The 21,661-nt window shown below is 71.6% G+C and carries 21 protein-coding genes; 10 read left to right on the top strand and 11 right to left on the bottom strand.

From position 1 onward, the window contains the following. Window positions 1-17: 17 nt before the first annotated feature. Both O7546_RS03825 and O7546_RS03820 read right to left on the bottom strand, forming a co-directional pair. Window positions 18-1,004, bottom strand: a complete 987-nt coding sequence (locus O7546_RS03825) for a PD-(D/E)XK motif protein (protein WP_281600464.1) — start codon at window positions 1,002-1,004, stop codon at window positions 18-20. Further along, on the bottom strand, window positions 1,001-3,562 hold the full coding sequence (locus tag O7546_RS03820) for a Z1 domain-containing protein (RefSeq protein WP_281600463.1): 2,562 nt from the start codon (window positions 3,560-3,562) through the stop codon (window positions 1,001-1,003). Before O7546_RS03820 ends, O7546_RS03825 begins: the two co-directional genes overlap by 4 nt. Window positions 3,563-3,664: 102 nt before the next feature. Here O7546_RS03820 and O7546_RS03815 point away from each other — a divergent pair, with 102 nt between their 5' ends. Then, entirely contained in the window at window positions 3,665-4,156 is a 492-nt protein-coding gene (locus O7546_RS03815) for a very short patch repair endonuclease (RefSeq protein WP_281600462.1), read from the top strand. Between the two features lie 295 nt (window positions 4,157-4,451). Here the strand turns inward: O7546_RS03815 and O7546_RS03810 are convergent, their stop codons facing one another. Both O7546_RS03810 and O7546_RS03805 read right to left on the bottom strand, forming a co-directional pair. Further along, on the bottom strand, window positions 4,452-4,892 hold the full coding sequence (locus O7546_RS03810) for a hypothetical protein (protein WP_281600461.1): 441 nt from the start codon (window positions 4,890-4,892) through the stop codon (window positions 4,452-4,454). Further along, on the bottom strand, window positions 4,889-5,443 hold the full coding sequence (locus O7546_RS03805) for a DUF1772 domain-containing protein (protein WP_281600460.1): 555 nt from the start codon (window positions 5,441-5,443) through the stop codon (window positions 4,889-4,891). The genes O7546_RS03810 and O7546_RS03805 overlap by 4 nt, the downstream gene beginning before the upstream one ends. Before the next feature lie 170 nt (window positions 5,444-5,613). Here O7546_RS03805 and O7546_RS03800 point away from each other — a divergent pair, with 170 nt between their 5' ends. Then, window positions 5,614-6,783, top strand: coding sequence for a sensor histidine kinase (locus tag O7546_RS03800; RefSeq protein ID WP_281600459.1), 1,170 nt, complete (start codon window positions 5,614-5,616; stop codon window positions 6,781-6,783). Continuing rightward, entirely contained in the window at window positions 6,780-7,442 is a 663-nt protein-coding gene (locus O7546_RS03795) for a response regulator transcription factor (protein ID WP_281600458.1), read from the top strand. The genes O7546_RS03800 and O7546_RS03795 overlap by 4 nt, the downstream gene beginning before the upstream one ends. Before the next feature lie 22 nt (window positions 7,443-7,464). Here O7546_RS03795 and O7546_RS03790 read toward each other — a convergent pair whose 3' ends face one another. Beyond that, a complete protein-coding gene (locus O7546_RS03790; protein WP_281600457.1) occupies window positions 7,465-9,624 on the bottom strand; it encodes an MMPL family transporter in 2,160 nt (719 codons plus the stop codon). 112 nt (window positions 9,625-9,736) lie between these two features. Between O7546_RS03790 and O7546_RS03785 the strand changes: the two genes are divergently transcribed. From O7546_RS03785 to O7546_RS03775, 3 genes are all read left to right on the top strand, one after another. Further along, window positions 9,737-10,687 (top strand): hypothetical protein, encoded by a 951-nt coding sequence (locus O7546_RS03785; RefSeq protein ID WP_281600456.1) that lies wholly within the window; start codon window positions 9,737-9,739, stop codon window positions 10,685-10,687. Between the two features lie 117 nt (window positions 10,688-10,804). Further along, entirely contained in the window at window positions 10,805-11,170 is a 366-nt protein-coding gene (locus tag O7546_RS03780) for a VOC family protein (protein ID WP_252449707.1), read from the top strand. Window positions 11,171-11,202: 32 nt separating this feature from the next. Next, complete coding sequence (locus O7546_RS03775; protein ID WP_281600455.1) at window positions 11,203-11,937, top strand: DUF2071 domain-containing protein; 735 nt, start codon at window positions 11,203-11,205, stop codon at window positions 11,935-11,937. A gap of 41 nt (window positions 11,938-11,978) precedes the next feature. Here the strand turns inward: O7546_RS03775 and yidD are convergent, their stop codons facing one another. After that, complete coding sequence (gene yidD / locus O7546_RS03770) at window positions 11,979-12,368, bottom strand: membrane protein insertion efficiency factor YidD (RefSeq protein WP_269696195.1); 390 nt, start codon at window positions 12,366-12,368, stop codon at window positions 11,979-11,981. 102 nt (window positions 12,369-12,470) lie between these two features. On the opposite strand from yidD, the gene O7546_RS03765 reads away from it, so the two are divergent. After that, on the top strand, window positions 12,471-13,331 hold the full coding sequence (locus O7546_RS03765; protein ID WP_281600454.1) for an AraC family transcriptional regulator: 861 nt from the start codon (window positions 12,471-12,473) through the stop codon (window positions 13,329-13,331). Here the strand turns inward: O7546_RS03765 and O7546_RS03760 are convergent. Further along, entirely contained in the window at window positions 13,328-14,539 is a 1,212-nt protein-coding gene (locus O7546_RS03760; RefSeq protein ID WP_194799480.1) for an aminoglycoside phosphotransferase family protein, read from the bottom strand. The genes O7546_RS03765 and O7546_RS03760 overlap by 4 nt on opposite strands. A gap of 108 nt (window positions 14,540-14,647) precedes the next feature. Between O7546_RS03760 and O7546_RS03755 the strand changes: the two genes are divergently transcribed. Continuing rightward, entirely contained in the window at window positions 14,648-15,217 is a 570-nt protein-coding gene (locus O7546_RS03755; RefSeq protein ID WP_281600453.1) for a hypothetical protein, read from the top strand. Window positions 15,218-15,223: 6 nt separating this feature from the next. Here the strand turns inward: O7546_RS03755 and O7546_RS03750 are convergent, their stop codons facing one another. Beyond that, on the bottom strand, window positions 15,224-16,378 hold the full coding sequence (locus tag O7546_RS03750; RefSeq protein ID WP_281600452.1) for a hypothetical protein: 1,155 nt from the start codon (window positions 16,376-16,378) through the stop codon (window positions 15,224-15,226). A 265-nt stretch (window positions 16,379-16,643) separates the two neighbouring features. Here O7546_RS03750 and O7546_RS03745 point away from each other — a divergent pair, with 265 nt between their 5' ends. Together O7546_RS03745 and O7546_RS03740 are read left to right on the top strand one after the other, a co-directional pair. Further along, the gene (locus O7546_RS03745) at window positions 16,644-18,185 is read left to right on the top strand and encodes a gluconokinase (protein WP_194799477.1); all 1,542 of its coding nucleotides are present in this window, start codon (window positions 16,644-16,646) and stop codon (window positions 18,183-18,185) included. A 21-nt stretch (window positions 18,186-18,206) separates the two neighbouring features. Next, window positions 18,207-19,715, top strand: coding sequence for an SLC13 family permease (locus O7546_RS03740; protein WP_194799819.1), 1,509 nt, complete (start codon window positions 18,207-18,209; stop codon window positions 19,713-19,715). Window positions 19,716-19,721: 6 nt separating this feature from the next. Here O7546_RS03740 and O7546_RS03735 read toward each other — a convergent pair whose 3' ends face one another. From O7546_RS03735 to O7546_RS03725, 3 genes are all read right to left on the bottom strand, one after another. Beyond that, complete coding sequence (locus tag O7546_RS03735) at window positions 19,722-20,006, bottom strand: antibiotic biosynthesis monooxygenase family protein (protein WP_281600451.1); 285 nt, start codon at window positions 20,004-20,006, stop codon at window positions 19,722-19,724. 27 nt (window positions 20,007-20,033) lie between these two features. Continuing rightward, the gene (locus tag O7546_RS03730; protein WP_281600450.1) at window positions 20,034-20,792 is read right to left on the bottom strand and encodes a MerR family transcriptional regulator; all 759 of its coding nucleotides are present in this window, start codon (window positions 20,790-20,792) and stop codon (window positions 20,034-20,036) included. A gap of 107 nt (window positions 20,793-20,899) precedes the next feature. After that, a complete protein-coding gene (locus O7546_RS03725; protein WP_194799474.1) occupies window positions 20,900-21,532 on the bottom strand; it encodes a hypothetical protein in 633 nt (210 codons plus the stop codon). Between the last annotated feature and the right edge of the window lie 129 nt (window positions 21,533-21,661).

Genomic DNA, 21,661 nt, shown 5'->3' with positions numbered 1-21,661 from the left:
TGACCACCAACGGCCGCTCAACGAACCGCCTCCTCGGCGATCTCGGCCAGGGACGCCCCCGCGCTGAGCGGAAGCAACGTGGCGAGGTCGACCTGATAACTCAACTCTCCGACGCCACACGGAAGGGCGCCGCCGACGAGCGATGACGGGACGATTCGGGGTACGCCAGGGCCTACTACGAGCCTGAGTACTTCCTCGACCGCGAACGTGTCGAGGTCGGGCCTGTCGGGCTGTTCGGACCAGCCTGCCGCCGACAGGCGCCCCCCGAGATCAGCCCGGGACGCCACGGCATCCCGGAGCTGCTCGACGAGGTCGCTCACACTCCGACCGTTCGGATCTTCCACCACTCTCAGCAGGACAAGGTCCAGCGGCCGATCGTCGTGGATGTTCAGCTGCTCCAGTCCGTGCACGACAATGCCGTCGCTCGCACTGCTCAGACCTTTCACCTCGATGCATCGGGCAGCCGCCTCGAAGTCGTGCGGCTCGCGGAGCGGTCCCCGCCACGCCTCCACAGGAAAGCCGGGATCCGCTTGGACGAGGGAGGAGAGCATGCTCAGCTCCGCGAACAGCCCCAGCTTGGCCTGGCGGGACAGACCACGGAGGAGACGGCTTCGGAAAAGCCGTCTCCATCGCGTCACGGCCCTCATCGCCGCCGATGCGGGCCGCTGGGCGCCGGACACAGCTTCCAGCACGTCCGTGACCACCTCGTCGAACTCGGAGAAGAGGTCTGGTTCCGCGCACGAGATGTCCAGGTACGTCACCGCCGGCCCGTCGAAAGCAAGCTTGCGGATCGCCGTTCCAAGAACCGCCGGCCGGGGATCAGCTGCGACAGCTTCGTCATCGGCCGGGACGAGAAGATGACGGTTGCCCGCGGTGTCCGTCGCCACCCGGCACGGTTGCGCCCCGGCCAGGACGTCGAGCGGAAAGGATGCGAGTTCCTTCACGCGCGGCGGCACCAGTACCGCCCATGCTCTCTCGAGCATGGTCGGTTCGATCGCCGTCATGCCATCTCCTCGGTGTCGACGTCGAGCGCCTCGTCGACGTTCTCGCTCTCGACGTCGGTGAGATCCACGGCGACATGGCTGGCCTGGATGCTCTTTGTCCGAACATCTCCCGGGAAAGTGATGCCCATGCCGACCACTGGCCCCACCGCGCCGAGCGCGGTACGTAGCGGCAAGGTCTTCTGGGTGCCCTGGTGCGGGTTCACGGGCTCGCTCTGCGGCTCGATCAGATAGAGAACGATCAGCCCTCGGTCGCTACAGACCGGATCGCTGTTGCGCAGCTTGACCAGGTCGCTCTCGCTCAGTGCTCGCGCCTTGGCGAGCGTCAGGCCGAGATCGAGCGCTCGGTCCTGCTTGCTCATCAGCGTCTTGATGTCAGCTCGTTCACCCTGGCCGTCGTTGAGTCGAGACCGGACCGAGTACCTGACGTTCAGACCACCCAACTTCGCCGACGACCCTTCACCTATGACCACGGCGACGGACCAAGTAGCCAGGCTAGGGCGGTCGCTCGTCAGCTGTCGGTCGATGTACTTGATCATGAGGGCGGGATCGAGGTCCGGCGAGTCCTCGTGCACCTGATAACGCGACAGGAAGTTCTTCACGAACGACACGGGTACGTCTCGGATCAGCCGGGCTCCGCGGACGTCCTCATCGAGCCGTCCGTGCAGCATGGCCTCCTGGACGAAGCTCTCAGCGGCCTGGAGATTGCTGTCGAGCCAGTCGGCGTTCCGGTGCCGGAAGTACCGCGTCTGTAGGCGACGGCCTGCGTACGAGATGAACGCTGCCTGGGCGGCACCCATCTTGGCCGTTATCCGGAGGGCTGGATGCGTGCGGATCCTGACTGCCACCTGGGTCGGCGTCAGGTTCTCCCGCTGATAGCGATCGATGTCATCGCGCATCTCGTGCTCGACGGTCGCCAGGTGTCGGAACGCGGCTGCCAGGCTCGGCGTCATCCAGATGCGCGGCAGGTCCTCGAACCCGGTGCGGTACCCGAACCAGCGACCCATCTGAAGCAGCGTGTCGTACGCCGTCGCCCCCCGCACGAAGAAGCTGACGACGAGGCCTTCCAGGGTCAGCCCACGGGAGAGGGTGTTTCCTCCGACGGCAATCGCCACCACTGAGGGCTCGGAGTAGTCGAGCCGATCCTGGCTCCGATAGTTGTCCAGAACGACCCGCGTCGAGGCGATGACGTCGGCCAGGTGCGGCAGAACCTCGTCGAACGAGTTCTGCTCGCGGCCGAAGTCTTCTGCGGGCACGCGTTCCGACTCCGCCGCCCACAAGTTCCGCCAACGGTCGATCACCTCAGGCCGACCGGAGGCCAGTCCCGCCCGGGCCTTCCTCCGAAGCGCCTCGAGGGGCGCTCGATAGCTCTCGTGAACGGCGATCTTGACGGACGTGTGGATGAGCATCGTGCTGTGGCCGCCGTCCCCTCGGGCCCGACGCGCGGCCGTGCTCAGCCAGAACCAGTGAACGGCCTTCACCAGTTCATCGATCATCGTCGGGACGAACCCGTCCGCAGGCTCCTTGCTGCCCGGACGCAGCAAGGGGACGTCTTCTTCGTCGACGAGGCGCACCATGTCGTAGCCGTCAGGCGGCCCCTGCTCGTCGCCCGCCTCCCATTCGACCGCATCCCGGCCGAAGATCTTCTCAGGCCCGAAATAGCCGTCAGGACGCGGCAGGTTGAGAATGAACGACTTCGGATACAGGTCGTCCTGGGCAGGATCGACGAAGACGTTGGCAAAGGGCGTCGCCGTGTACCCGACGTACGTACACTTCGGCATGAGGCTCAGCAGCCTCCGGATGAGGGGATTGATGCGGCCGGTGGCCACTGACGCCTGGTCGGCCTCGTCATCGACGATCAATACCGGCGCAGACTTGAGTGCCTTTCGTCCGTTGGGCGTGTCGAACCATCTGATGAGCTTGGTCAGGACAGCGGCGTTCTTCTTGACGACAGCCAGGACGGTCTTCTCGGGGCTGAGCGCCGCCGATGCGTCGTGCGACGGCTTCACGAAGTCCCGCGACTCCTCCGTCAGGGTCACCCAACGGTCCGGGTTGAGATCCTTCAGATACTGGTCCAGGCGCACCTGCGTTTGACGACGAAGCCCGTTGTGAATGCCGGAGAGGACGATGACCAGGCGATACTGAACGTCGGCCATCTTGGCGACGACGGCCGTGAAGTTCGTCGTCTTCCCGCTCTGCACGTATCCGACCACGAGCCCCTTCGAGTCCCACGTGGCGCGATCCGGACGCGGCGTGTGGGCCACGACCGTGCTGGACGAGTGATCCACCGAGGAGATACGGCCGGTCGGCCATCCTTCGGCCTCGAAGCGGTCCCTCAACGCGAGCCAGTAGCGGTCGGATTCTCCGGGACCGCTGTACCAGTCCTCCGACCCGGCCGTGATGATCGGCGGGCCCCCGGCCTGCACCTTCGCCTTGTCGGCCTCGAACTGAGCTCGAAACTCCTCGACACGATCTTCGGACAGCGACTCCGAAAAGCTCAGGACCGCCGCCTCGATGCCGTTACGCCTGGCCCAATCCGCGAAGACTGTGTACAGGCCCAAGATGCACCACCCTTTTCAGTGATCTGCGCGGGAATCAGCAGAGGTAGAGCTGATCGGACACCCTTGAGACGACGAATTCGGTCGCCCCTCTAGGGTGGGGCTGTGCCCGAACGACCCGTGCCCAGTTCAACCGGCGTCAGCGGTCGCATGCAACGCCAGCGCCGGAAGGACACCGAGCCCGAGCTGGCGCTCCGACGGTCGCTGCACCGAGCAGGACTGCGATACCGAATCGGTCTGCCGGTTGTCGGTTCGCCTCGACGGACGATCGACATCGCTTTCACCCGTATCAAGCTGGCCGTGTTCGTCGACGGCTGCTTCTGGCACGGCTGCCCCCAGCACGCGACATGGCCCAAGGCCAACGCGGCATGGTGGGAGGCGAAGATTCTGAAGAACCGTGAGCGGGATCGTGAAACCACCCGACAACTCGAGCAGGCGGGTTGGACCGTGATACGGATCTGGGAGCACGAGCCGGCGGAGAGTGCCGCCACCCGGCTCGTCGACGTTGTCAAAGACATGTGGGCCCGCAGCGCTCTGCCTCGCGACCCAAGACCGCCAGCCGCACGCCGGAACTCGCCACACCCGAACGCGCAATGACATTGTGCAGCAGGCATTCGAGCCCTTGAACGACGGTCTCCCGGGCCGATACGGGCGATCGACGACGAATCCGCAGCCGAGAAATGAATCAGGATCTACTCCGCTTCGACACAGCCGACGCTGCAAGTTCAGCAGGCGTCGACCTCACCTCCCCACAAGGTGTTCCTGGACACTACCGCCATGCGTCCGGAGGGCGGGACCCCTCGTGCTCGGCTAATCGTCCTAGCTGAATGGGCCTTCTTGCGCTGTCAATGACCTGCCCGGGCATTACAGCTGGCGAAAGTCGCGCCCTGCGTCAGCGTCTGGCCGGCGCCGCGAGCGCCCGGCCCAGCAGCACCGCAACCGCACCCGCAATCACCCCGACCATCGTCCCGGTGACCAGGCTCGACATGACCGCCGCACCCCGCAACAACGCTTCCCGCACCCCCGGCTCCAATCCGGCCAGCCCTGGCGCGTCCATCCCCAGCGACGAGTCCCAGAACATCTGGTGGCCGGCCGCCAGGAACGCCCCGTACAGCGCCCCGATCACCACCGTCGTCAGGAACGGGCGCGGCGGCCGCCGCCACAGCACTGCGGCCACCCAGCACAGCGGCGGTCCGAGCGCCAGCAGCGCGGCCACGACGGTGCCTTCCGGCACCACACCCAGGTCGTGCAGCGCCACGCGCGGGGCGGCCGGCGCGGCCAGCGCGACGAGCGCCGGCCAGGAGAACCCGAGGGTACGGCGACCCGCGCTCATCGGGTCACCCCCGCCGGCCCGGAATCCGGTGCGGATGCGGGTGCCGACTGCGGAACGGACGCGGTCGAGCGCACGAACCTCAGCAACGCGACGAACGCCAGCACTGCCGTCACCGCGCCTCCGGCGAAACGTACCCAGTGACCGGCGACGAACTCGGCGGCGACCTGGCGCAGGTACTCGGCCGAGTGCGTCCCGGGCAGGTCGACGAACATGATCTCGTTGCGCGGCCAGAAGAAGACAGCGGAGAACAGGAACTCGCAGACGACGAAGACGGCCGTGGCGCCGGCGACCCACCAGCGCAGCCGACGGTCGCGCCAGGTGAGCAGCGTGGCGGCGACGCTGCTGAGGATCACCGACGCGCCGAGCGGCGGGAAGTAGTCGTGCGGGCCACCGTGGACGAGGAATTCACGGGCCCGGTCGAGCGAGGCGGGCGCGTCGTTGAAGATGTTCGGGTAGAGCATGACGGTCTCGGCGGCGACCCCACCGAACGACATCATCGACGCCCATACCATGACAATAAGGGCGAACCAGGTCAGTCTTGCGCGTACCACGAGGGCTCTCCTCACGTTTCGGGGACGCCATCGACGCTAGGTCGGCCGCCCCCGACCGTCGTCCGCGTGGCCGCGCGACCGGATGTCGCTTCTCGGCGTACGCCTCGGGGTCGACCCTGACGCCTGCGGACGACAGCGGTGAGGGTCCGCGCGGACCTAGGCTCGAAGGCGTGCCCGACACCTCGCCCACCCGCGCCGACGTGCTGCTCGCGGCGGCCACGCTCGGCCTGGTCGCGGTGGCCGTGGCGGCCGACCAGCAGTCGCCCGGCGGCGCGGCGCTCGCGGTCGTGGTCGGCGGGGCGCTCGGCGGGCTGGTGCTGTGCGCCAGGCGGTGGTCGCTGCCGGCGCTGGTCGCCACGGCGGTCGTGATCCTCGGGTACTACGCGCTGGACCTGCCGCCGGTCGGGGTGGCCGCCCCGGCCGCCGCCGTCCTCTACCGGGCGTCCGAGCGCGGGCGTGTCGTCCCGGCCGCCGTGGTCGCCGGGAGCCTGCTGGCCGTGTCGGTGGTCGCCCGGCTGGCCGAGGGCGACGACATCGCGGTGGTCGTCGGTACGGAACTCGGCTCCGAGGCGGCGTTGCTGCTCGCCGTCATCGCCCTCGGTGACGCGGTACGCAACCGCAGGTCGCTGCGGGCGGCCCTGGTCCGGCAGGCGGTCGCCGCAGACGAGGAGCGCCATCGGGAGGCGGCCCGTCAGGTCGAGGCGGAGCGACTGCGCATCGCCCGGGAGGTGCACGACACGCTCGGGCACACCATCTCGGTGATCACGTTGCAGTCCGCAGTCGCCCGGGAGGCGCTCGCCGACAGCGATCCGGCGCAGGCGGAGGACGCGCTGGCGGCGATCCGGTCGGTGAGCGGCAGCGCGATGGCGGAGTTGCGGGCCACGCTCGGCACGCTGCGCCGCGAACCCGGGCCACGGGAACCGGTCCCCGGCTTCGATCAGCTCGCGGCGCTCGTGGACGGCGTACGCCGGGGTGGGCTGGCGGTCGACCTGCGGATCGAGGGTTCGGTGGACACGCTGCCGGCGGTGGTGGGCAGCACCGTCTACCGGGTCGTGCAGGAGGCGCTGACGAACGTCCTGCGCCACGCCGAGGCCACCCGGGTCACCGTGACCGTCCGCGCCACGCCCGGCCGGCTCACGCTGGAGGTGGTGGACGACGGTCGCGGCGGCCCGCCCGCCGGGGACGGGACGGGCCAGGGCCTGCGCGGCATGGCCGAGCGGATAGCCCTGCTCGGCGGCACCGTCGAAACCGGCACGATCGAAACGGGCAGCGCCGAACCCGGCACGAGCGGCGGCTTCCGGGTGTCGGTCCACCTGCCACTGACGGGAGTCGCCGCGTGAGCCCGATCCGCGTCGTTCTCGTCGACGACCAGCACCTGGTCCGCACCGGCCTGCGCGCCCTGCTCGACCGGGCGCCGGACATCGAGGTGGTGGGCGAGGCGGGCGACGGCGGCAGCGGCCTGGCGGTGGTACGGGAGCAGCGGCCCGACATCGTGCTGATGGACGTCCGGATGCCCGGCGGCGGCGGGCTGGAGGCGACCCGGCGGATCCTGACCGACCCGACGCTCGACGGTGTGCAGGTCGTCATGCTCACCACGTTCGACGACGACGAGTACCTGTTCGAGGCGATCCGCGCCGGGGCGGCCGGTTTCCTGCTCAAGGACACCCCGCCCGACGCCCTGCGGGACGCAGTCCGGACGGTGGCCGGTGGCGACGCGCTGCTCTCCCCCGCGGTGACCCGGCGGGTGCTCGCCGCGGCGGCCCGCTCACCGGTGGCCGACCCGGCGCGACTGGCCGGATTGACCGCACGGGAACGGGACGTGCTCGCGCAGGTGGGCGCCGGACGATCGAACACGGAGATCGGGCAGGCGTTGTTCCTGAGCCCTGATACCGCCCGCACCTACGTGAGCCGGCTGCTCCAGAAGCTGAACGCCCGCGACCGGGCGCAGCTCGTCGTGATCGCGTACGAGAGCGGGCTGGTCCGCCCCGGCGAGGGCTGAGCCGCGCCGGGGCGGGTCACAGTCAGGTCGACGCCGCGTCCGCCGGCTCGGGTGCCGCGTGCCGGCCGCCGCCGTTGCGGCGTTCGTCGCCGTGTCCCGGCCACCATGCCTTGTGGCCGATCAGCCCGGTCAGCGCCGGTACGAAGAACATCGACATGACGAACGCGGACAGCACGATCCCGATCGCCACCGCGAAGCCCATCTGCTGGAGGAACGAGATCGGCGCGAGCATCAGCACCCCGAACGTGCCGGCCAGGATCAGCCCGGCCGCGGCGACTGTCGGGCCGGCGTGTTCCACCCCGATCGCGGCGGCCTGGTGCGGTTCGTGGCCCTCGCGCGCCTCCTCGCGGAGCCGGGCGATCATCAGGATGTTGTAGTCGGTGCCGATCGCCACCACGAACAGATAGAGGATGATCGGCAGCTGGAACGTCACGCCCGGGTTGCCCTGGAGCCCCTGGAACACGTAGACGGTGGCGCCGAGCGTGGCGGCGAAGTTGAGCAGCACCGCGATCACCAGGTAGACCGGCGCGACGAGGCTGCGCAGCAGCAGCGCCAGGATGATCGCGATCAGGAGTGCGGCGACCGGCAGGATCACCGACAGGTCCCTGTTGTTCGCCGAGTTGATGTCCGCGAAGATCGCCGTGGTGCCGCCGACGAGCGCCCTGGTGCCCGGCGGCGCCGCCTCGTGCACCGCCTTTCGCAGGTCGTCGCGCACGAGCGTGATCGCCTCGTTCGACATCGGGTTCTCGTTCAGCAGCAGGCTGATCCGGACGACGCTCGGGTCGGTGGCGCTGCGCTCCGGCGGCTGCGCCTGCCCGACGCCCGGTGCCCGTGCCGACGCGGCGGCGAAGTCGTTCACCTGCTGCTCGGTGAGCGGGGTGCCGTTGCCGGTGGTCAGGTAGACCTCGGTGGGCGCGAGCGCCCCGGCGGCGAAGCCGCGCTGGAGGTCCTGGGCCGCCCGCGCCGACTCGGTGTCCTGCGGGAAGCCGGCCCCGAAGTCGTAGTCGGCCTTGTAGCCGAGCACCCCGGCGGCGAGCGCCACGAGCAGTGCGCCGGAGGCCGCTGCCACGATCGCCGGGCGGCGTCCGACCACCGCGCCGAGCCGCCGGGACAGGGTCGCCTTGGGCGGGCGCTGCCACGCCTTCGACGGCCAGAACACCCACCGGCCGAGCAGCGACACGAGTGCCGGGATCAGGGTCAGCGAGGTGACGAGCATGACGCCGACGGCGATGGCGAGCGCCGGGCCGAGCGACCCGAAGAAGCCGAGCGAGGCGAGCAGCAGCACCAGGAACGCCACGATGACCGCACCGGCGGCGGAGGTGATGACCTCGCCGACCCGCTGTACCGAGACGACCATCGCGGTGCGCTTGTCGTCCCCGGCGCGCAGCCGCTCGCGGTAGCGGAACAGCAGGAACAGGATGTAGTCGGTGCCGATGCCGAACAGCACGATCAGCAGGATGGTCTGCAGGTCCTGGCTGACGTTGAGGTCGAACGCCTTGCCGGCGGCCGCGACCAGCCCGGTGGTGACGGACATGACGACGCTGATGACCACCACCGGCAGCAGCGCGGCGATCGGGCTGCGGAAGATGATCAGGATCAGTCCGATGATGAGGACGATGGTGGCGACACCGACGACCGCGAACGCCTCGTTGAACGTGTCCTCGTTGTCGACGAAGCTCGCCACGTCGCCGGCCACCCCGGCGGTCAGGCCGCTGCCGGACAGGTCCGGCCCGAGGGCGGCGCGCAGGTCGCGTACCGCGTCGAGCAGGCGCGGGTCGTCGGGGCTGTCGGCGTCGAGACCGACGGTGACCACCTGCACCGACTTGTCCGGCGCGACGGCCTGCGGGCCGGTCAGGTAGCCGGAGGTCTGCGGGATGTTCCGGGCCTTGAGCGCGGTGGCGAGCTGCCCCACGCGCGCCTCGTCGGCCGGGGTGAGCGGCTTGCCGTCGCTGCGCTTGACCACGACTGTGGCGGTGGCGGTGGCGGCCTGCGGGAACGACTTCGCGGCCAGCTCGGTGGCCTGCACCGACTCGTAGGAACGCGGCAGGAAGCTCTCCTGGTCCGCGGAGGTGATGTCGCTCAGCGAAGGACTGGCAGCGATGATCGCGATCGCGGCGACGACCCAGCCGCCGATCACCCACCATGCCTTGCCCACGACGAATCTGCCCAGGCGCTCGAACATCGTTTCCCCCGTGTGTTCGGCTGTGTCGCACGCGATCCTACGCTGCGTGAGCAATCCCTTTCGGACGGCTCGCGGACTTTCGTCGATGATCCGGGTGGTCGAGGATCGACGGATGAGCGCGAGGCTGCCCGGTCCCGGAGCGCTGACGGCCTGGTTGGTGGCGACGGTGCCGGCCCCACTGGTCGTCTACGAGTGGACCCACAGGTGGGAGGAGAAGCAGCCGCTCTCCACCGCACTGTGGTGGCCCGTGCTCGCGTCGCCGCTGCTCGCCGCCGTGCTCGCGGCCCGGCAACCCCGGCGCCCCGCCGCCGCCGTCGGCGTGTCCACGCTGGTCACGACGGCGCTTCTCGCGGTATCGCTCGCGTTCTTCCGGTGGGTCGTGCCGCTGACCGGCGAGGCCCGCTGGGGGCGGGCGCTGCTCGGCGGTGCGGCGCTCGCGGTGGCCGGTGCGCTCATCGGGTACGCCGCCGGCGGGCACCTGCCCCACCGGGCCCGCCCGGCGTCGCGTCGCGGCTGTCTGGTCGGCGGGCTCGCCGTCGTGTTCGGCGCGCTGCTGGCGCAGTCCGCGGTACGGCTCGGCGCCGAGGACAGCACGACCGGTCACCCCCCGCACGAGTACGGCGGCGTGGGCCCTTACGTGACGTCGGCGAGCCGGTTCACGGCGCCGGCCGCCGGGGCGTACGGGATCTTCGCGCTGGGTTTCTCCCCGGCGAACGCCGACTGCCGCGTCACCGGCGACGGCTCGGAGGTGCGGGCGGCCGAGCCGGTCTCCGTCCCGCCGGGCGACTACGGCAGCGACGCCGCCGTCTATTCCTGGGTGGCGACAGTGCGGGTGCCGACACCCGGTTCGTGGACGCTCGACTGCCGCACGAGCGACCCGGAGGCGTCCTACGTGGTGGGCGACGTGCCGGAGATCCGAGGCGCAGTCGGCGAAATGATCCACTGGCCGGTGGGCGTGATCTGGCTGCTCGGCGCGGTGCCCGGCCTGCTGATCGTCGCGGACACCGCCCGGCGACGACGCGCGCCCCGCCCGGCGGTCCTTACCGCCGCCGGAAACACATAGAGGCAGAACCACCGAGCCCGGGCGCTCGACGATGGCGGCGCGACGCAAACCGGACGGCGGAAGTGTCGTAGGGGGCTCGTAGCCTGGCGCGGTCATCGACGATCACAGGGAGGCGACGTGCTCGACCACTTCTCCGTAGCGGTGCGCGACCTGGCGGCCAGCGGCGCCTTCTACGACGCCGTGCTGGCCCCGCTGGGCGGGCGCCGGCTCATGGAGCCCGGCCCGATCGGCTACGGCGTCGACGCGCCCGACTTCTGGGTGGAGCCCGCCCCGGCCGGTGCCACGCCGGTGCCCGTGCACATCGCGTTCACCGCCGCCGACCGCGCCACGGTGCGGGCGTTCCACGACGCGGCGGTGGCGGCCGGCGCGGAGGTGCTGCACGCGCCGAAGGAGTGGCCGGAATACCACGCCGGCTACTACGGCGCGTTCGTCCGCGACCCGGACGGCAACAACGTCGAGGCGGTCTGCCACCGCCCGGAGTGAGTCCGGTTGCGTCGGTTAGTCAGGATGGACCGGTGGAGATCGAACCGGTCGAGCACGCTCCGGTACGCGCCATCCGCCTCGCCTGGCTGGCCCAGCGCTGGCACGACCTCACGTTCCTGCACTGGACGGTCCCGCCGGAACGGGTGGCGCCGCTGCTGCCCGCAGGCACCCGGCCGGACACGTTCGACGGGCTCACCTACGTCGGGCTGATCGGCTTCCGGATGGTCGGGCTGGGGCTCGGCCGCGGCCCGGGCGTGCCCTACTTCGGCACGTTCTGGGAGACGAACGTCCGGCTCTACTCCATCGACGGTTCGGGGCGGCGCGCTGTCGTGTTCCGCTCGCTCGACGCGTCCCGCCTGGTGCCGGTGCTGGTGGCCCAGCTGAGCCTGCGCCTGCCGTACAAGTGGTCGGCGATGCGGCTCGACCGGTCCGGTGACACGCTCACCTACCGATGCCGCCGTCGCTGGCCCGGTCCGGCCGGCACGACGAGCCGGATGACGGTACGCGTCGGGGCGCCCGTTCCCGAGCCGACGCCGCTGGAACACTTCCTCACCGCCCGCTGGGGACTGCACACCCGTGCGTACGGCAGCACCCTGCACGTGCCGAACTGGCATCCACAGTGGCCGCTGCACCGTGCCGAACTGCTGCACCTGGACGACGAACTGGTCACCGCCGGGGGCGTGCCGGCACCGGACGGGCCACCGGTGAGCGTGCTCTACTCCCCCGGCGTCCCTGTCGTCTTCGGCCGCCCCACGTCGGCCGGATGACCGCCGGCCGACGCGCGAGGCGCACCGGCGGGCGATCGGCGTCAGCGCAGCGGGTCGTGGGTGCCGTGCGGCACGTCGGGACGGCATCGGCGTACCCGGTCGGCGGCCATCCGGCCGCCCACCGCCAGCCCGTACCGCTCGACGGCGGCCAGCCCGTACGCGCTGCACGTGGGCGTGTAGCGACAGGTCGCCGGCCAGCGGTGCGACAGCCAGCGCCGGTAACCGAGGATGGCGGCCCGGCCGGCCCGGTCCACGGCCGGTCGCCGGACGACGCCCGCCGTCACCGAGCCGAGGGTGAGCAGCATCGAGAAGAGGCCCAGGTCGCAGCAGCCCGGACCGTCGCAGGTGGGCACGTCGCAGTTGCACCAGTCCCGGCTCTTCTTTTTCTTGTGGTGCCGCTTCCGGAAGATCACCACGTCATGATGCGACACGCTCGCCAGTGTCGATCAGGCGACCGGACCGGGTCCGGTGTGATCGGGTCGGCGGTCGGCCGGGAACCTAGCGTCGAAGGCGTCACCAGGAGGGAAGAACGGGTGCTGGATCGGCTCAACGCCGCACTGGACCACCTCGAACAGCGGCTCGACCAGCCGCTCGACGTGGCCGAGTTGGCCCGGATCGCCGGCGTGTCGGAGCACCACTTCGGCCGGCTGTTCTCGGCGCTGGCCGGGCTGCCGCTGTCGGAGTACGTGCGCCGTCGCCGGATGACGCTGGCGGGCGCCGACGTGCTCGCCGGCCGGGAATCGCTGCTCGACGTGGCGGTCCGCTGGGGGTACGGCTCGAACGAGGCGTTCGCCCGCGCGTTCCGGGCCGTGCACGGCGTCGGGCCGATGCAGGCCCGGCACGCCGGTGCGGTACTGCGGTCCCAGCCCCGGATGTCCTTCCGGCTCGTCGTCGAAGGGAACACCAGCATGGACTACCGGATCGTGACCAAGGACGCCTTCCGGCTCGCCGGGTTGACGGCGCGGGTGCCGCTCGTCCACGAGGGGATGAACCCGCACATCGTGGCGTTCGTCAGGGGCATCGACCCGGCCACCGTCCGCCGCATCGAGGCGCTGTCCGACCAGGAGCCGCACGGGATCGTCAACGTCAGCGCCGAGCTGGCCGGTGCCCGTGACGAGGGCGCCGAGCTGGACTACTGGTACGCGGCGGTCACCGGCACGGACGTGCCGGACGACCTGCGCAGCCTGCCGGTCGAGGCCGGCGACTGGGCGGTGTTCTCCAGTTCCGGCGCGTTCCCGGTGGCGGTGCAGCACCTGTGGCGGGCCGTGTTCACGTCGTGGTTCCCGTCCAACCCGTACGAGACCCGTCCGGGGCCGGAGATCTCCCGGGTCCGTGTCGCCGAGGACGGTGGCACCGCCGACGCGGAGCTGTGGATCCCGGTGCGCCGGGTCTAGAGGCGCGCCACCGCCGCCGCTCGCGCCAGCGCGGCCGGCACGTCGTGTACGTGATACGGATGCTCGCCCGGCTCGATGGCGGCGAGGAACATCGCGTACACGGCGGCCAGCCGCAGCGGCGCGACCGGCCGGAGCAGGTCGACGGTCCGGCGCGGGTCGCTGCCGGGCACGTCGGCCCGCCAGCGCCGCGCCCACGCGTCGACCAGCCGGGCGGCGGCGTCCGCGTCGAGATCCTCGGTGAGGCGCAGGATGTCGAAGGCGGGATGGCCGACGAACGAGTCCGCCCAGTCGATCACCGTCCGGTGCCGGTCGTCGCCGCGCACGTTGCCGGGGTGCAGGTCGCCGTGCACGAGCGTGTCCGGCAGGCCGCAGTCGCCGACCCGCCACAACCGCCGATCGAGCCCGTCGAGCAGGCCGGCGGCGGCCGACACGTCGTGCCCGGCGAGCCGTTCCCGGATCCAGCCCGCCAGCCCCTCCCCGCGCAGGTCGGGCACCCCGGCCGCGACCAGATCGCCGACGACCCCGCACGCCCGCAGTTGCACCGCGTGATGCTCCGCCGCGACGGCGGCCCGTTCCCCTTCCCCGGCCCCGTACCGGTCCTCCCCCGGCACGTCCGCCAACAGCATCCGCCCCTCCCCGTCGGCGGCGAGCACCACCGGCCCGTTGATCAAGGAGTTCGTGCCAACAGGGAAGGCCAGGACCGTGGGCTCGTGGCGGGCGAACGGGGGGAGCTGCTTCAGCCACGTGGGGCCCTGGTCGGTGTCCAGGCGCCAGATGGCGGAGAGGTTCCAGGTGCGCTGCTGCGCCACCGCCGTCACCCGGCGGCCGAGCCGGCGCAGCTCGCCGGTCGCCCAGGCGACGCTGCGGGCCGGGCCGCCGGCCTCCGCCCACGGCTGGCGCAGCGGATGCGGCGCCAGGTCCACTGTCGCCGGTTCCAGGGGTACGGCGGGCACGTCGACGGCCGATTCCAGGAAGGCGGCACGAGGGTCGACCACCTGCGCCAGGTAGCGGACGTGGCCGCCCGGCGGCGCGGGACGATCGGCGTCGAGCAGCCGCAGCACGGCGACCTCCAGCCCGTGGCGCCGCCGGACGGTGCCGACGATCGAGTGCACCTCCTGCCACCACGGCTCCGGTACGCCGAGCGGCGGCAGCGCGCCGAGCGGGCGGCCGGCGGCGTCGAGCAGGACCAGCGTGACGGTGCGGGACACGGCCGGACGGTATCCGGGCACCCCTACGGGAGGCGAGCGGATTGATCCGGGTCCGGTGCGGGACCGGACCCGGATGCCCCGCGCACCGGTGGGCGGAACGCTGAGACGATGAGCCTCATCGATTCCCGTACACGCCCGTACCAGTGGGTGCGCCCGGTCGCCGTGGCGTCGGCGGCGCTGCTGCTCGGCTACGGCCTGCTGCGCCTGCTCGACCGCCTGGACGGGCACAGCGACAAGGGCGCCTGGGCCTGGAACACCGGCCACACCCTGTTCCTGCTCGGCGTCCTCGGCTTCGCCGCGCTGATCGTCGGGCTGCACGGCCTGCTGCGTACCCGGTCGTCGCGGTTGCGGACGCTCGACGACGTGGCAGCGCCGGCCGGTCTGGTCGGCGCCGCCGCCTTCGTCTGGGTGATCCTCGGTGACCTGTTCCCGCGCTTCGCCGACGCGGTGCCCACGCCCGGCCTGGTGCTGTACGGCGGACCGCTGCTGTTCGAGCTGGGCCTGCTGGTGCTGCTGTACCGGGCGGCGGCGGCCCGGCTGCTGCCGGTGTGGACGCCGGTGCTGGTGCTCGCCGGGTTCCTGGCCATCGCGGTGAACCTCGACCTGCTGCCCGTCGGGGCCGCGCTGGTGCTGGCCGGGCTGCTGCCGCTGCGCGTCACACCGCGCCCGGTGGCCTGACCGCCGTCACCGCCAGACGGTCCGGCGGAACCCCTTGTGACCGGCGCACACGTCGCGCTGCCCGCCGGTGCGGCTGACCGCGCCGTCGCGGCACTGGACCAGCCAGCCGCGATCGGACCAGAACCCCGGTACGCACTCGAACCAGTCGCACACCCCGGCAGCCGGCCGGCGGATGCGCTGGCCGCCGCAGAAGTCGTACCCGAAGGGGTTCACCGGGGCGCCGCAGCGGCGCTCGACCGGCGGCTGCGGCGTGCCGCGCGACGGCGCGGGGCGGGCGCGGGACGGCTCCGGGCTCGTGCTGGGCCGGACCTGGACGGCGGGCGCGACGTGCGGCGGCGCCGGGGTGCCGGTGGCCGCCGGGGTCGCGGCGGCGGCGCGCTCCGAGCCGGCCCGGGTGGGCGGGTTGGACTCGACGAGCATCGCCGGCACGATCAGCGCGAGCGCCGCGCCGACCGCCACCGTCCGCCGCCCGCCGGGCACCAGCGCGGTGATGCGGGCCTGGGCCGGGGTGAGCACGGCCGGACGTTCGGGCCGCGCCGCGGTGTGCTCCGCGATCAGCTCGTCCAGCTCGGCCACGACCGCCGCGCGCTGCTCGATCGCGTCGGCGAACGCCAGCGTGAGCGTGAACCGGAAGTCGGCCACCGCGCCGGTGGGCAGCAGCAACCCGGAGGTACGCCGCCGGTCCAGCACCTGGATCAGGGTTACCGGCGCGCCGGGGTCGTGGGACAGGCCGGTCATCCGGCCGTACGCCCAGTCGCGCCGGCCGCGCCCGCCGAGCAGCACCAGACGCCGGTTGGTGAGCACGGCGAGCCCCGCGTCGACCACCTTGACGCCCTCGGGGCGGCGTGGACGCAGCACCGGCGGGTCGGGGTCGACTGTCAGTTCGGGGGCGGGCAGCACGGCGGTGTGCCGCACCTCCACCAGCTGCGCGGCCGGGAGCGTCCAGAAGACCACCTCGCCGGGGGCCAGCTCCATCGGCAGGCCGACGCCCGCCTGGGCCGAGCCGTGGAAGGACACCGCGAGCGTACGCAGGCGGCGCAGCTCCTCGTCGCGGCGTCGCCACGCCTCGTCCGCGGCGCGGAAGGCCCGCTGCCGACGCTCGTTCTGCCGGTGCGCCCACCGGTACCGCCATGTGGAACCCGTCGAATCAGTCTTCGCCACGCCGACTCCTCCGCCGCGCGAGCCCACCAATCGGGGTGTCGTTCATGTCAACGACGCGGGATGGGTACCAAGACACGCCAAAGTCGCCAATTAGACCGATCGGCTGATTGACCTACACAATCGGCGAAAACTCGCGCGTCGATTCACGTTCCGTGCCAACGGTTCCGGACGGTCCCGCTTCGTCATGCGCGCGCGAGGGCACGTCGGTAACGTCAGCCACGACGGCGGGGCGGAGCGCGGCCCCGGGCAGCGAGGAGGTGCACCGGTGGGCGACCCGGCCGTGGTGGTGGGTGTGGACATCGGCACCACCAGCTCCAAGGCCGTCGCGTTCGACACCACCGGCCGGCAACTGGCCACTCACTCGATCGGCTACCCACTGGAGGAGCCGAACCCGGGCTGGGCCGAGCAGGATCCGGACCTGATCTACCAGGCCGTGCTCGGCGTGATCCGTGCGGTGGTGGACGAGCTGGGCCGGCCGGTGGCGGGCCTGTCGTTCAGCACCGCCATGCACAGCCTGATCGGGCTGGACGCCGACGGCACCCCGCTGACCCCGTCGATCACCTGGGCCGACTCCCGCGCGAGCGCGCAGGCCGAACGCCTTCGGGCCGCGCCGTCCGGGCTCGCCCTGCACCGGCGCACCGGCACGCCCGTGCACCCGATGGCGCCGCTGCCCAAGCTGGTCTGGTTCGCCGAGCAGGAACCGAAACTGCACGAGCGGGTCGCCCACTGGGTCGGCATCAAGGATCTGGTGCTGCGGCGGCTCGCCGACGCGCTCGTCACCGACCACTCGGTCGCCTCCGCCACCGGCCTGATGGACATCCACAAGCTGGCCTGGGACACCGAGGCGCTGCGCATCGCCGGCATCACCGAGGAGCAGCTCCCCCAGCTCGTACCCACCACGCACGTGCTGCCGGGGCTCACCGCCGAGGCGGCGCGCGCCACCGGGCTGCCGGCGGACACCCCGCTGGTGGTGGGCGCCGGCGACGGGCCGCTGGCGAACCTGGGCCTCGGCGCGGTACGCCCCGGCGTGGTGGCCTGCTCGATCGGCACCAGCGGCGCGATGCGGGTGATGGTGGAACGCCCCGGCGTGGACCCGCTCGGCGGCGTGTTCTGCTACGCGCTCACCGAGGACCGCTGGGTGGTCGGCGGCGCCATCAACAACGGCGGGATCGTGCTCCAGTGGGCGAACGACGCGCTCGCCCCCGAACTGGGCGAGCACGCCGAGGAGGAACTGCTCGACCTGGCCGCCACGGCGCCGGTCGGCTCCGGCGGGCTGATCATGCTGCCGTACCTGCTGAGCGAGCGGGCACCGCACTGGAGCGCGCTGCCGCGCGGCGCGTACGTCGGGCTGACCCACGGCCACGGCCGGCCGCACCTGGTCCGGGCCGCGCTGGAGGGCGTCTGCCAGCAGCTCGCCCTGGTCCTCGCCTCGGTTCGGGCGGCCGGGAACGAGGTACGCGAGGTCCGCGCCAGCGGCGGCTTCGCGCGCAGCGCCTTGTGGCGGCAGATCCTCGCCGACGCGCTCGGCATGCCGGTGCGGTTCCCCGCCGGGCACGAGGGGTCCGGCTTCGGCGCGGCGCTGCTCGGCATGCAGGCGCTCGGCCTCATCGAATCGATCGAGGTCGCCGCCGACCTGGTCCGGATCGAGGAGACGGTCCGCCCGGATCCCGCCTCCGCCGCCACGTACGCGGCACTGCTTCCGCTCTTCTCCGAGTTGTACGACGCGCTCGTACCCACGTTCGCGTCCCTGCGGCGGATGGCGCCGAGCCTGCCGCCGGAACCACCACCCACCGCACCACCCCGCTGACGACCGAAGGGCGTGACAGCCGTGGTCACACTGCTCGCCGCACCGGCGGAACCGCTCACGAACGCCGGTGACACCCAGCTCGTCCTCGCGGCCCTGCTCGGCATCGCCGCTGTGGTGCTGCTCATCGCGTGGGGCAAGGTGCACCCGTTCCTCGCGCTGATCCTCGGCGCCGCGGTGCTCGGCGTGGTCGCCGCCGTACCCGTCGACAAGATCGTCACCTCGTTCAGCGGCGGCGTCGGCTCCACAGTCGGCGGGGTGGGCCTGCTGATCGCGCTCGGCGCGATGATCGGCGGCCTGCTGGCCGAGTCCGGCGGCGCGGACGGCATCGTGGAACGGGTGGTCGGCCGGGTCTCCGGGACCGCGCTGCCCTGGGCGATGGCCGGCGTGGCCGCACTCATCGGCCTGCCGCTGTTCTTCGAGGTCGGCGTGGTGCTGCTGGTGCCGATCGTGCTGCTCGTCTCGCTGCGGGTGAACGTGCCGCTGATCAAGATCGGCATTCCCGCGCTCGCCGGCCTGTCGGTGCTGCACGGCCTGGTGCCGCCGCACCCCGGCCCGCTGGTGGCGATCGACGCGCTCGGCGCCAACCTGGGTCAGACGCTGGCGCTGGGCCTGCTGGTGGCGATTCCCACGGTGATCATCGCCGGTCCGGTCTTCGGCAACTTCATCGCCCGGTACGTGCCGGCCACCGCACCGGCCGAGCTGCTGCCGACCCGGCGCGACACCGATGACCGCAGCCCCACCCGGCCCGGTGACGGGCGGCTCGACGCCGACGGCGACCTGGTCACCGAGGACGACCTGGTCAACCCGGGCACCGGACGGCCCGGCGGCGCGATCGACGAGCCGGCCGGACGGCGCTCGCGCCGCTCCCCGGCGCTCTGGGCGGCAGTGGTGACGGTGCTGCTGCCGGTGGTGCTGATGCTGCTGCGGGCGATCGGCGAGCTGACGCTCGGCGAGGACACCACCGGCCGCAAGGCGCTGGACATCGTCGGCACCCCGATCATCGCCCTGCTCGCAGGCGTCATCTTCGCGATGATCTTCCTGGGCTACCGGTCCGGCTTCAGCCGTACCCAGGTCTCCGGTTTCCTCGGCGGCTCGCTGCCGCCGATCGCCGGCATCCTGCTGATCGTCGCCGCCGGCGGCGGCTTCAAGCAGGTGCTCGTCGATGCCGGCGTGGGCGACCTGGTCGCGAACGCCGCCGACGGCGCGAACCTCTCGCCGCTGCTGCTCGGCTGGCTGGTGGCGGTCGGCATCCGGGTCGCCACCGGCTCGGCCACGGTCGCCACCATCACCGCCGCCGGGATCGTCGCGCCGCTGGCCGACACGCTCGCCGGCCCCGAGGTGGCGTTGCTGGCGCTGGCCATCGGCTGCGGGTCGCTGTTCTTCTCCCACGTCAACGACGCCGGCTTCTGGCTGGTGAAGGAGTACTTCGGGCTGACCGTCGGGCAGACCATCAAGAGCTGGTCGGTGATGGAGACCATCATCTCGGTGGTCGGCTTCCTCGGCGTCCTACTGCTCGACGTCTTCATCTAGCGACGGTCAGGGAGCCTCGACGCCGGAGATGCGGAACTTGTGCACCTCGGCGCCGAGGATCTCCGCCACCTGCTCGGCCTCCGGGCCGGAGCCCCGGAACGCCAGCAACTGCTCGTCGGACTCCCACCGCTCGTAGACGTTGATCCGGCCCGGCTCGACCAGGTCGGCGCTGACCGCGAAGTCGACGCAGCCGGGCGCATCCCGGGCCGCGCGGACGGCGGCCTCGCAGGACGCCAGGTAGGCGTCCCGCCGGGCCGGATCGACGTAGAGGGTGCCGGCGACGATGAGCATGCCGGCCATCCTGCCACCCGCTCCCGGTCAGGACCGGGTGATCGCGTTGGCGTGGATCGCCTCGTTCAGGTACGCGGCCATCCCGGGCCGCAGCGCCTCGAAGTACGCGGTGAACCGCGGATCCGCCACGTACATGTCGGCCAGGCCGGTGTGGATCTCGTACGAGCAGTCGTACCACCACTTGGTGATGAGCTGCCGGTGCTCCTCGGCCAGCGCCATCGCCTCCGGGCCGTCAGCGGGCGCGCCCGATTCCATCAGCGCGGCGAACCGCCGCCCCCAGTCCTCGTTCTCCGCCTTGTTGCGCAGCCAGTCCTCCTTCGAGTAGCGGCCCGCGCGCTCCTGCGACTGCCGGTACGCCTCGGTGCCGCCCCAGCGCTGCTCGGCCTCCTCTGCGTGCTCGTCCGGGTCGAAGTCCCCGAACACCTCGAACCGCTCCACCGGCGTCAACTGGATCCCCAACGTCCTCGCCTCCATCGCGTGTTCGATCGCCGCGACCATCTCCTGCAGCTTCCCGATCCGCCCGGACAGCAGCTCGTGCTGCCGGCGCAGGTGCGCCACCGGGTCGGAGTCCGGATCGTCCAGGATCTCGGCGATCTCCTCCAGCGGGAACCCCAGCTCGCGGTAGTACCGGATGAGCTGCAACCGGTCCAGGTCGGCCTCCTCGTAGCGGCGGTAGCCCGCCGGCGTGCGCCCGCTGGGCCGCAGCAGCCCGATCTCGTCGTAGTGGTGCAGCGTCCGGACCGTCACCCGGGCCGCCCGCGCCACCTGTCCCACCGTGTACGGCATGGTTCCCTCCCTTCCGCGACAAAGACTCCCGCCTCCCGCTGCGTGAGGGTCAAGCCGGACAGCAAGACGCCCCCGACCATGATCGGCCGGGGGCGTCGTCGGTGCGGTCAGTTGGTGACCTTCTCCTTCTCCGGGGCGGCGAAGGTCGCATTCGGCGGGGTGCGGACGGCGTGCACCAGGCCGGCGGCCGAGAGCAGCAGGAGCAGGCCCGCGCCGAGGTACATGGCCAGGGCGCCCTGCTCGGCCTTGCGGCCGAACTCGCTGAAGCCGTACGAGGTGAGCAGCAGGCCGCGCAGCGTCTCACCCTTGAACACGGTCTCCCGCTGGGCGGTCACCTCGGCGAGCTGCTTCTGCAGGTCGGCCAGGTTGGCGGCGTTGCTCTGCTCGGCCTGGGCCACCTGCTCACGCAGCGCGCTCTGCGGCTCGCCCAGGTCGGCGTAGGTCTTGCCACCGGCCATGTTCTTCAGGTGCAGGCCGATGTACTCGTTGGCGTAGCACTCGGCCTGCTTGCCGGTGGTCATCTTCTGGCCGGCGTACTCGCGCAGGCAGTCCGACTTCTTCTCCTCGTCGGAGAGCTTGTCCGCCGGGGTGAAGGTGATGTTCTGCTCGCCGAGCTGGCTGCGTACGTAGTCGTTGGCGAAGTTGGCGTTCGTCGTCAGGACGACGCCGACGACGAGCAGCAGGACCGCCAGGCCCAGCCCACCGATGCTGAACAGCAGGTCGAGAGTCCGTCGCTTCATATCAAGCTCCCGTGTGGAGGGTGTGTTCGTCTTGTTGACGAGAACTATCATGGCGGTGGCGGACCGCCGGTGAGCAGGGTCGAATCCCCTGTCCCGTCCGGGACCTTCGGCCCCCGTGGACCCGGGCCG

This window comes from Micromonospora sp. WMMA1976, from assembly GCF_027497335.1.
GTDB lineage: Bacteria > Actinomycetota > Actinomycetes > Mycobacteriales > Micromonosporaceae > Micromonospora > Micromonospora aurantiaca.
The sequence above is the reverse complement of the archived record's forward strand: the minus strand, read 5'-3'. Positions and strand labels throughout refer to the sequence as shown.

Excerpts from the sequence above, each read along its gene's own strand:
- O7546_RS03735 (WP_281600451.1), bottom strand. The coding sequence starts at position 20,006 with ATGCTCATCGTCGCCGGCACCCTCTACGTCGATCCGGCCCGGCGGGAC.
- O7546_RS03810 (WP_281600461.1), bottom strand. The coding sequence starts at position 4,892 with ATGAGCGCGGGTCGCCGTACCCTCGGGTTCTCCTGGCCGGCGCTCGTC.
- O7546_RS03730 (WP_281600450.1), bottom strand. The coding sequence starts at position 20,792 with ATGCCGTACACGGTGGGACAGGTGGCGCGGGCGGCCCGGGTGACGGTC.
- O7546_RS03785 (WP_281600456.1), top strand. The coding sequence starts at position 9,737 with ATGAGCGCGAGGCTGCCCGGTCCCGGAGCGCTGACGGCCTGGTTGGTG.
- O7546_RS03755 (WP_281600453.1), top strand. The coding sequence starts at position 14,648 with ATGAGCCTCATCGATTCCCGTACACGCCCGTACCAGTGGGTGCGCCCG.
- O7546_RS03825 (WP_281600464.1), bottom strand. The coding sequence starts at position 1,004 with ATGACGGCGATCGAACCGACCATGCTCGAGAGAGCATGGGCGGTACTG.
- O7546_RS03790 (WP_281600457.1), bottom strand. The coding sequence starts at position 9,624 with ATGTTCGAGCGCCTGGGCAGATTCGTCGTGGGCAAGGCATGGTGGGTG.
- O7546_RS03725 (WP_194799474.1), bottom strand. The coding sequence starts at position 21,532 with ATGAAGCGACGGACTCTCGACCTGCTGTTCAGCATCGGTGGGCTGGGC.